At 65.0% G+C, this 9,482-nt stretch carries 7 protein-coding genes and 1 pseudogene; 4 read left to right on the top strand and 4 right to left on the bottom strand.

Translation table 11 applies throughout. The features are described 5' to 3' along the window. Both PGX04_RS21585 and PGX04_RS21580 read left to right on the top strand, forming a co-directional pair. On the top strand, positions 1–891 hold an 891-nt coding region (locus PGX04_RS21585; protein WP_273740392.1), incomplete at its 5' end, for a DegT/DnrJ/EryC1/StrS family aminotransferase. A gap of 180 nt (positions 892–1,071) precedes the next feature. Continuing rightward, positions 1,072–2,625, top strand: a complete 1,554-nt coding sequence (locus PGX04_RS21580; protein ID WP_273740391.1) for an NAD-dependent epimerase/dehydratase family protein — start codon at positions 1,072–1,074, stop codon at positions 2,623–2,625. A 107-nt stretch (positions 2,626–2,732) separates the two neighbouring features. Here PGX04_RS21580 and PGX04_RS21575 read toward each other — a convergent pair whose 3' ends face one another. The 3 genes from PGX04_RS21575 to PGX04_RS21565 form a co-directional block, all read right to left on the bottom strand. Beyond that, positions 2,733–3,521, bottom strand: a complete 789-nt coding sequence (locus tag PGX04_RS21575) for a VOC family protein (protein WP_273740390.1) — start codon at positions 3,519–3,521, stop codon at positions 2,733–2,735. A 48-nt stretch (positions 3,522–3,569) separates the two neighbouring features. Beyond that, positions 3,570–5,294, bottom strand: a complete 1,725-nt coding sequence (locus tag PGX04_RS21570; protein WP_273740389.1) for a Na+/H+ antiporter NhaC family protein — start codon at positions 5,292–5,294, stop codon at positions 3,570–3,572. Positions 5,295–5,537: 243 nt separating this feature from the next. Further along, complete coding sequence (locus PGX04_RS21565) at positions 5,538–6,650, bottom strand: OBG GTPase family GTP-binding protein (RefSeq protein WP_273740388.1); 1,113 nt, start codon at positions 6,648–6,650, stop codon at positions 5,538–5,540. Between the two features lie 235 nt (positions 6,651–6,885). On the opposite strand from PGX04_RS21565, the gene PGX04_RS21560 reads away from it, so the two are divergent. Both PGX04_RS21560 and PGX04_RS21555 read left to right on the top strand, forming a co-directional pair. After that, positions 6,886–8,532, top strand: a complete 1,647-nt coding sequence (locus PGX04_RS21560; protein ID WP_273740387.1) for a hypothetical protein — start codon at positions 6,886–6,888, stop codon at positions 8,530–8,532. Positions 8,533–8,709: 177 nt separating this feature from the next. After that, a complete protein-coding gene (locus tag PGX04_RS21555) occupies positions 8,710–8,913 on the top strand; it encodes a VNG_1110C family protein (protein ID WP_273740386.1) in 204 nt (67 codons plus the stop codon). A gap of 80 nt (positions 8,914–8,993) precedes the next feature. On the opposite strand, the pseudogene PGX04_RS21550 reads toward PGX04_RS21555, so the two are convergent. Then, a pseudogene (locus tag PGX04_RS21550) lies at positions 8,994–9,482 on the bottom strand (single stranded DNA-binding domain-containing protein); the annotation flags it as partial.

The raw sequence follows: 9,482 nt of genomic DNA, 5'->3' as shown, positions 1-9,482 counted from the left end.
CGCCCGGTGTTCGCGGACATCCAGCCCGCGGCCTACGGGCTCGACCCGGACGCCGTCGCCGACGCGATTTCCGACGACACGGCCGCGATCGTCCCCGTCCACCCCTACGGTGCCGCCTGTGAAATCGACGCGCTCACCGAGCTGGCCGCAGACGCCGATATCCCGCTGATCGAGGACGCGGCCGAGTCGTTCGGGGCCGATTACGAGGGCACACTCCTGGGAACGTTCGGGGAGTCCGCGGCGTTGAGCTTCTGTCAGAACAAGATCCTTCCGACGGGAGAGGGCGGTGCTGTCGTCACCGACGACGACGGAATCGCCCGTCGGGTCGAACGGTATCGATCACACGGTCGCGTGTCCGACGAGTACTTCCAGTCGGCCGACAGCGGCGAGTACGTCGGCGTCGGGACGAACGTCCGGATGTCCGATCTCGTCGCGAGCATCGGTTGCGCTCAACTCGAGAAGGTGGAGGCTAACATCGCCGGTCGACGACGTGCGGCCGACCGCCTGTCGACGGGGCTCGCCGACGTTCCCGACGTCGAACCGCACGCGGCCGCCGGTCGCGGCCGGCACGTCTATCAGCTGTATACGGTCACGCTCGAGACGGACGTCGATCGATCGGTCGTTATCGACACCCTGACCGAGCGAGAGATCGCGTCGAAAGTCTACTGGGAACCCGCCGTCCACCAGACGCGAGCCTACAGCGAGGAGGACGGCGAGTCGGCATCGCTGCCCGTCACCGAGGACGTGGCCGGTCGCGTGCTTTCCCTCCCGATTCATCCCGAGTTGCGCCCCGCGGAGGTCGATCGGATCGTCGCCGGCGTCAGCGCGGGCATCGAACGCGGCCGTTCTACTGCGCCGAGTCTCGAGGCTCGAGATGCCCGGTCGAAGTGAATTCGATCGCCGCTCGAGCGATTCGGTCGTTCCAGCCGATTCGAACCGAAACCGTGTCCGTTGGCGGCCGTTCTGCCACCAAAACGCGTCCATAACAAAGGGGTATCGTCAGGGTAGACTGAACAAGCCGTGTCGGCGTCGGTGTCTGACCGACCACGTACGGCAGTCGATAACGCAACCATGAGATGGCCAGTCACAGCAGACGAAGGGATATCGATCCGCGAAGCGATGGCCCGGATCGATCGCTCCGGATCGGGAGGTATCGTCGTCGTCGACGAGGAGAATCGGCTCGTCGGGACCGCGACGACCGAACGTCTCAGACGGAAACTTCGTTCGGGGGTCGCACTGGAGACGCCGCTATCGGCCGTCGTCGACGACGATCCGACCGTCCTCGATGCGGACGAAACGAGTCGTCCGATCGGCGGACGACTGAGTTCGAAGACTGCGGGTGATCGAAACGGGTCCGCGGCGAGTGGGGATCGACCCGACGCGACGGAGGGGGATCGGACCGGCACTGCAACGAAGGGGGACCGGATCGGATTCGCGATGGAACGTGACCGGACCGGCTCCACCGTGGTCCCGGTCGTCGACGGGGACGGCAGCGTCGACGTGACCGCGGTGGCCGACGACGACCGACCGCACGATGAGGGAATCGACCCGACTGCCGTCCAGACGGTCCTCGTGGTCGGCGGTGCGGGGTATCTCGGATCCGTTCTCTGCCGACAACTGCTCGACGACGGGTTCGACGTCCGCGTGCTCGATCCGCTGTTATACGGCGATTCCGGGATCGCCGACCTCCTCGAGCGCGACCGATTCTCGGTGATCCGGGGCGACGCTCGATCGGTCGAGACGGTCGTCGACGCGGTCGCGGGAGTCGACGCCGTCATCCACCTCGGCGGCATCGTCGGCGACCCCGCCTCCGAACTCGATCCGCGGAAGACCCTCGAGTACAACTATCACTCGACGCAGCTGGTGGCGTCGCTGTGCAAGTACTACCAGATCAATCGCTTCCTGTTCGCGTCCTCCTGTAGCGTCTACGGGCGGGCCGAAGCCGACCACGGGAACTGCACCGAAGACGCGCCGCTCAACCCCGTCTCGCTGTACGCCCGGTTGAAGATTCAGTCCGAGCGAGTCCTTCGCTCCTTCGCCGACGGGAACTTCTCGCCGACGATCCTCCGGATGGCGACGGTCTACGGTTGCTCGCCCAGAATGCGATTCGATCTGGTCGGGAACGTGCTGCCAGCCAAGGCGTACCACGAGGGCGTCGTTCCCGTCTTCGGCGGCGATCAGTATCGGCCGAACGTCCACGTCGACGATGCCGCACGCGCCTACGTCGACTGCCTGACTGCGCCCATCGAGGACGTCGGGGATACCGTCTTCAACGTCGGATCGACGCTGCAGAACTACCGGATCGACGAACTCGCGACGATCGTCTCCGACTGTTTCCCCGACGCCGAGATCGAGTATCACGACGATCGGACGGACGACCGAAGTTACCGGGTCGCCTTCGATCGGATCGCCGACGTGCTCGGCTACGAGGCCGACGTGACCGTCCGCGATCACTGTCAGGAGCTCCGGACCGCGTTCGAATCCGGCGAATTCACCGACTACACCGCCGATCGATACAATAACTGTGCGTCCCTCGAGGGACTGGATGAGTTCGAACAGACGGCGGCGGTTCCCGACCACCACGATCCTCCCACGCAGGAGACGCTGCCCTCCACGGGCATCTGACTCAGTGAGGCCGCTCGAGACGCGCGTTCTCCTTCTGACCACAACTCCTGTGTACCGTCGAATCGATCGAGGGGATCGATGGGGCAAGCGAAGAACGAGAATCCCTTCTAGAACGGGAACAGTGAGTCGGCCTCGAGGTCGCGCTCGATGAGTTCGATCTCGTGGCCGTCCTGGTCTTTCGTGAACGCGTACATGTTATCGCAGCTCTCGGGATCGCGGTAGTCCGCGGCCTCCCGCTCTATGAGCCGGTCCCAGTCCTCCTCGAGGTCGTCGATACGGATACAGAAGTGGCCCCAGGCGTCGCCCATCTCGTAGCTGCGGCCGTCGTAGTTGTAGGTGAGTTCGACGGACATCGCCTCGTCGGCGGCGTCTTCGGGCTCGACGAAGTAGTTCGCGAAGGTGTCGGACTCCCAGCGGCCGACCTCGTCGTACTCGAACTTGCGCGTCCAGAAGCCCAGCGCCTCGTCGGCGTCCTCGACGCGGATCATGGTGTGATCGAGCGACCACAGCGCGCCCTGATCACGCTGGACGATCTCGATCTCGTGGCCGTCGGGGTCCGTAACGAACGCATACCGGCCGCCACAGGACTCGGGATCGCGGTAGTCCTCGACGCCCTCGTCCATCAGTTGCTGGTAGTAGTCCTCGAGTTCGCCCTCCGGAACCCGGACCGCGATGTGACCCCAGGCGTCGCCCACCTCGGGTTCCTCGCCTTCGTTGTGGGTAATTTCGAGCATCGCCCCGTCCTCGTGCATGTCTTCCGGCCCGAGGTAGACGATGGTGAAATCGTCGCCCTCGAAGCGGTCCTTCTCCTCGTAGTCGAAGTGGCCCTGGTACCACTCGAGCGATTCCTCGAGGTCAGCGACGCGGATCATGGTGTGATCGAGCGTTCCGTCCATACGGGAACGGACGCCTGCGCCCTCCAAAAATTTGGCGAAGGCGGCGGTCTAGCCGGACCGCTCAGGCGAATCGGCGTCGACCTCGGCGTCTCGTTCGGCGAGGTCGGCGGCCGGGCTCGTTTGGACCGGCTCGAGCCCCTTCCGGTCGGCGTCGAGTCTCGAGAGACCGACGACGAGGCCGACGAGAGCGACGACCCCCAGCGGCAGGAAGACGATCGGCGGCACGCCGAGGTAGCCGTTGAGCAGGTAACAGCAGACGACCACGCCGAAGACGGTCAGCGCGTAGGGCAGTTGCGTTCGAACGTGATCGATCAGGTCCGCGCCGCTGAACGTCGCCGAGAGCACCGTCGTGTCGGAGATCGGCGAGGCGTGATCGCCGAAGATCGCGCCGGAGAAGACGGCACCGACGGCGACCGGAACCAGTTCGAACCCGGTTCCGAACTCGGAGGCGACCTGAATGGCGATGGGCGTGACGAGTCCCATCGTCGCCCAGGACGACCCCATGGTAAACGCGACGAACGCGGCGACGAACAGGACGAGAACGGGGAGCAACTCCGCCGTGATGTATGGTTCGGCGACGCTCGCAACGAATTCGCCGGTGCCGAGCGTCTCCGCGACGCTGCTGATCGTCCACGCGAGCACGAGGATCGTCACCGCCGTCAGCATGATACCGAAGCCGTCGATGACGGTATCGACGCCGTCGCCGATATCGAATAGGCCGTAGGCCAGTCCGATTGCGATCGCGGTCACGACCATGGCGAACGAGCCCCAGATCAGCGCCGTCGCGAAGTCGCCCGCGCCGACGATGTCGATGAGAACTTGCGTCATTCCCGCGTCATTCGCGGCGGCACCGAACGCCGTCGGCGCTCCCGCCTCGGCCTGGCTCGAAAGCCACGACTGGTACCCGGTCCAGAACGCGCTTCCGAGCGTCACCGCAATCAGGACGACGACGGGCGCGAAGAACGTTCGAAGCATCGGCCGGTCGTCGATCGGCACCCCCAGATCTTCCTCGACCTTCTGGAGCGGCTGTGCGCCCTCGCGGTTGACCGCCCCCGTCGTTCGCGAACGGTGTTCGGCGTCGAGCATCTCGCCGTAGTCTCGGCCGGTGTAGACGACGATCCCGACCATGACGATCGCCAGTAGCGCGTAGGTGTTGTACGGAATCGATCTCGCAAACGTCTCGAACGCGCTCGGTGCCTCGCTCGCGACGCCCATGTCCTCGTAGGCGCTGCTGATCAGCGACAGCTGAAACGCGACCCAACTCGAGATGCCCAGCGTCGCGACGGGCGCGGCCGTCGAGTCGACGATGTACGCGAGCTTCTCGCGCGAGACCCGCAGTTCGTCGGATATTTCGCGCATCGTACTCCCGACGATAGCGGTGTTGGCGTAGTCGTCGAAGAACATGAGTAGTCCGAGGCCCCACGTGGCCAGCCCGACGGTCCGCTGGGATTCGAGACGCTCGGTCGCCCACTGGCGGACGGCGATCGCGCCGCCGAGCCGCCAGATGAGAGCGACGCCAGAGCCCAGCAGCAGCGTGAAGAGGAGGATCTGAACGTGAAAGCCGTCGTCGACGATGATCGCGCTGACGATCCAGTCGAAGGTCTGTGCGATGCCGAGGCCCTCGGTGTGGATGATCGCCCCCGACCAGATGCCCAGAAACAGGGAGAGCATCGGCCGACGGGTTACGATCGCGAGGACGATCGCGAGCACCGGTGGCACGAGCGAGAGCGCCCCGGACTCGATCAGCTGCGAGAGCCACCCGAAATCAACCATAGCTACCTAGTCTTGGGGCCGCCGGATATTTTTCACCGTTCCGATTCGAATACTGTCTGTCAGTTATCATTATGGTGTCGAAAGCCCACGGAGGCGCGTGAGTAGTCCTTTTTTATCTCCAGTGTCAAATATAGATTGTGTTAAAATGGCACTATTCCCACTCCAGTACAAATCACGAACGAAGGGTGGTGAACGCCGACTACGCCCGGCACAGCAGTAGTACGTCGGAGACCGGAGAACGCGCTACCGCCGCAGAATCAGCTTCAGCACGTCCTCGTCCTCGAGGACGTGATCCGTCCCGACCTGCTGTTGGTCGTGGGCCGCGCTGGGGCCGGTGACCCGGGCGAAGCGGAACCGCTCTTCCATCTCGCCGCCGAGTTTCCCGATGGCTTCGCCGACGGTAGTTCCCCGCTGGACCACGAGCGGCTCCTCCCAGTCGATGCCGCGGCCGGGCTTCTCCATGTAGACCCGAATGAGGCCGAGTCGCTCCCAGATCCGGTCTTTGAGCACGTCGAGGCCCTTCTCCTCCTCGGCGCTGATGAACGTCACCTCCTCGGGGTCTAAGTCGCGCTGACGTAACTCCTCGTCGACCGTCTCCTTGTAGCCGGGATCGATCAGATCGACCTTATTGACGCAGGTGATCGAGGGGATGTACTCCCGATTCTCCATCAGCCCGTCGACCAGCCGGTCGATGGAGACGTTCTCTTGCAGGTTGACGACGGCGTTGACGTAGCCGTGCTCGCGGATGACCTGCTTGATCGTCTCCTCGTCTAAGTCCTGGTCGGTGCTCGAGGTGATCTTGATGCCGTCTTTGATCTTCGGCCGAACCGTGACCTGTGGGGGCTCCTGATCGACGCGGATGTTGATGTCGTAGAGCTCCTCCTGGAGCCGGTCGTACTGCTCGATTTCGAACACCGAGAGCATGTAGATGATGAGGTCGGCGTTGCGGACGACCGCCAGCACCTGCTGACCGCCGCCTTTGCCCGCCGCCGCGCCCTCGATCAGCCCCGGCACGTCGAGCATCTGGATGTTCGCGCCGCGGTGGTTGAGCATCCCCGGGTTGACGTCCAGCGTCGTGAACTCGTAGGAGCCGGTTTCGCTCTCGGCGTTGGTCAGCGAGTTCAGCAGCGACGACTTGCCGACGCTCGGGAACCCCACCAGCGCGACCGTCGCGTCGCCGTGCTTCTCGACGGAATACCCGCCGCCGCCGCCCGATCCGGACTGCTGCGTCTCGAGTTTCTCCTTCTTCTCCGCGAGCTTCGACTTCAGCCGGCCGATATGGGCCTCCGTCGACTTATTGTAGGGCGTATTGGCTATTTCGTCCTCGATTTCCTCGATTTCGTCCTCGAGCCCCATTTGTCAGTATGGAACCGGCCGCGCCGAAAAACCCTTTCGAGACACGCGTTGAAGCACGCGAGGCGACGGCATCCGAACGAGTTACCCGCCCGCTCCGTGCGACTCGAACGGCCACATCGACCGGGCCACTGACCGTCCCCGGACTTCCCGTCGAACTGAACACTCGTTTCCTCGATTGCGTTCCGTTCACCAAGGTTGTGTTAGCTATACCGTTCTGTGATGCATCTATCATCGTATGCGACGGCGAGAGTACGTTACGGCAGTGGGGAGTAGCGTGGGTGCCATCGCGACGACGGGGGTCGGGGGTGCGCAGACGGCCACCCTCGAGCGCGTCGTCCCGGCGGAGCGCACGACGACCGTCCGACCCGGCGACGGCATCGGATTCGAAATCGCGGCGACTCCGGGAGTCGAACCGCAGGCGGCCGACTGGCGGGTCGACGGCCCGGACGGGGACGCTATCACGCCGTACGACCCGTTTTACAGTTACACCTACGTCACGGGAAATCCGGCCGCTTCCGGTCAGTTCGACGAGCCGGGAACGCACGAGGTCGGCGTGACCGTCGACGGAACGACGATCACCTGGTCGGTCGAGGTCACCGAGAACGCGCCGGCGCCACCGAGCGTCGACGTGACCTGCGATCCGGGACCGGACGCCACGATCACGGTGCGCGACGACGTCGAAGTGACCGCGTCGTCGGCCGACGAATCCGGGACGCTCCGGCGGCTCTTCTGGCAGGAAGGACGCAACGCGACGTACGTCGACGACGCTTCGTTGTCGGGGTCGACGGCGACGGTCACGTACGCGATATCCGGTCGCGACGCGATCTGGTTCATCGGCGGCTATCCGATGATGGCGTGGGTCGTCTGTCGCGACGGCCGACTGTCGGTCGCCCGCACCGACGGGCCGTCGGTCGACGCGATGCGCGACGTCACGATCACCGGGACGAACGCGCCGGTCCGAGCGGGTGACGATCTCGTCGTCGACGCAGAAATCGCGATCGACGGGAACTCCACCTACCACGCGTTCGTCGAGGCGGAGCCGGAGCTGATCGTCGGCCACGACCCTACGCGCGTCGACAGCGAAACGCTCGAGGTGTTCGCGGGGAACAGCGAGACGGTCCGACTCGAGTTCACGACGGCGACCGTGCGCAACACGCAGACGTTCCCCGTTCGCGTCGAGACGCGCCACGCGGCATCGGAGACCGACGTCAGCGTCGTCGGGACCGACGACGCCGAGAGTCACGGCCACCTCGAGGTGACCGACTTCGAGACGAACGCGCCCGTGATGGGTGGAGCACGGCTCGAGGTGACGGCCACGCTCGATAACACCGGCGACGGGCCGGCCGGCCGCGACGTCGAACTCGTCGTTGGGCACGACCCGACGACGGTCGACACGCGGGAGGTAACCGTCGGCGCTGGCGAGACGACGACCGTCACGCTGGGGTACGAGACCTATCCCGTCGAGAACGACGACGAGTTCCCCGTCTCCGTCGAGACGGGCGACGACACCGCGACACGGTCGGTGCTTGTCCACGGCCGCAGCGGGGACGGGAACGGCGACGGTGGGGAACGGGACGAGGCGACGTTTGCGGTCTCGATCACCGGGACGGACGCGCCGGTGACCGGCGGCGAGTGGCTCTCGGTGACTGCCGTCGTCGAGAACGTGGGGAGCGCGCCCGGCAGACACGACGTCCAGCTAGTCGTCGGTCGCTCACCCGAGGTGGTCGATACGCTCCGCGTGAGCCTCAATCCCAGCCAGTCTCAGCGGCTTTCGCTCGGCTACGAAACCTATCCCGTGGCCAACGACGACACCTTCCCGATAGTAGTGCGATCGCCGCACGCGAGCGACAGGCGAACGGTGACGGTCCGCGGGACGGACTGACGCCAGTTGACGATACCTGCGGGTCAGCCCTCGAGCAACAGTTGAGCGCCTCGAGCGTCGGTCGAACTGAGGTCTATGCGGTCGCGACCGTGTATGCCCGGATCCTACCACCCGGTATAATTACCGATACAAACGCACTTCGACACCCATAAACGACCGGCGAATAATCGAGTACACATGTCGGACGCGTCGCAGCTGCGTGACAGCACCCAGATCGTCCTCCGGCGGGAGACGCTCGATGGGGTGGAGCCGCAGCTCGACGACGAGTTCATGGTCTCCGTCTTCTCGGACGGGGAGGACCGCTGTCGGATCGTCGGCAGCCCCGTTGAAATCAAGGCGGCTAGCGCTTTTCTCGCTCGCCGCGGCATCACCGTTCGCTGACCGCGGTTTCGAACGACGGTCGCGTTGCGCTCGGTACTCAGCCGATCACTTTTGAGCCGTTCAGTGGGGACCGGCCCGAACTAGCGCTCCGGATGCGTCGGTGCGTCGAACCCACCGCGGACGAGCGGCTTCGCGACGTGTCGGCGCGCACACGGCGGTACCTCGTACCACCCCGGCTCGAGGTCGCGCTCGAGCGATCGTTTCGTTTTTCCCCCAGCGTCAGTCTCGCAATCCCGGCAGCGATAGCCCTGATTCCGGCCGGCGCTCTCCATCGTTCGCTCGCAGTCGGGACAAATCGGGGTGACTCGCTCGGTTCGAACGAGGTCGCGGACGGCGAACTTCTCGAGTTTGAGCGTTCCGCCGGACACCTCGCCGCAGGCGGTGATCCGGTCGCCGACGCGCAGCGCTCGAACGCGATTCCGAAAGCGCTTCGTCGGCTCGAACGCGGCGCACGCGAGTCGGTTCGCCGATCCGTCACCGGTCGTATCGTCAGTGGCCGCACCGTCGTTGGCCGCACCGTCAGTGACTGCCCTGTCAGCGGCCCTACTGCCACCGGTCGGCGACTCGAG

This window comes from Natrinema soli (assembly GCF_028618695.1).
Note: the sequence above shows the minus strand (reverse complement) of the source record. Positions and strands in the feature narration are given on the sequence as shown.

What these genes read in the sequence shown, in the direction of transcription:
- PGX04_RS21560 (WP_273740387.1), top strand. Translation starts at nt 6,886, where the DNA reads ATGCGACGGCGAGAGTACGTTACGGCAGTGGGGAGTAGCGTGGGTGCC.
- PGX04_RS21565 (WP_273740388.1), bottom strand. Translation starts at nt 6,650, where the DNA reads ATGGGGCTCGAGGACGAAATCGAGGAAATCGAGGACGAAATAGCCAAT.
- PGX04_RS21575 (WP_273740390.1), bottom strand. Translation starts at nt 3,521, where the DNA reads ATGGACGGAACGCTCGATCACACCATGATCCGCGTCGCTGACCTCGAG.
- PGX04_RS21570 (WP_273740389.1), bottom strand. Translation starts at nt 5,294, where the DNA reads ATGGTTGATTTCGGGTGGCTCTCGCAGCTGATCGAGTCCGGGGCGCTC.
- PGX04_RS21580 (WP_273740391.1), top strand. Translation starts at nt 1,072, where the DNA reads ATGAGATGGCCAGTCACAGCAGACGAAGGGATATCGATCCGCGAAGCG.
- PGX04_RS21555 (WP_273740386.1), top strand. Translation starts at nt 8,710, where the DNA reads ATGTCGGACGCGTCGCAGCTGCGTGACAGCACCCAGATCGTCCTCCGG.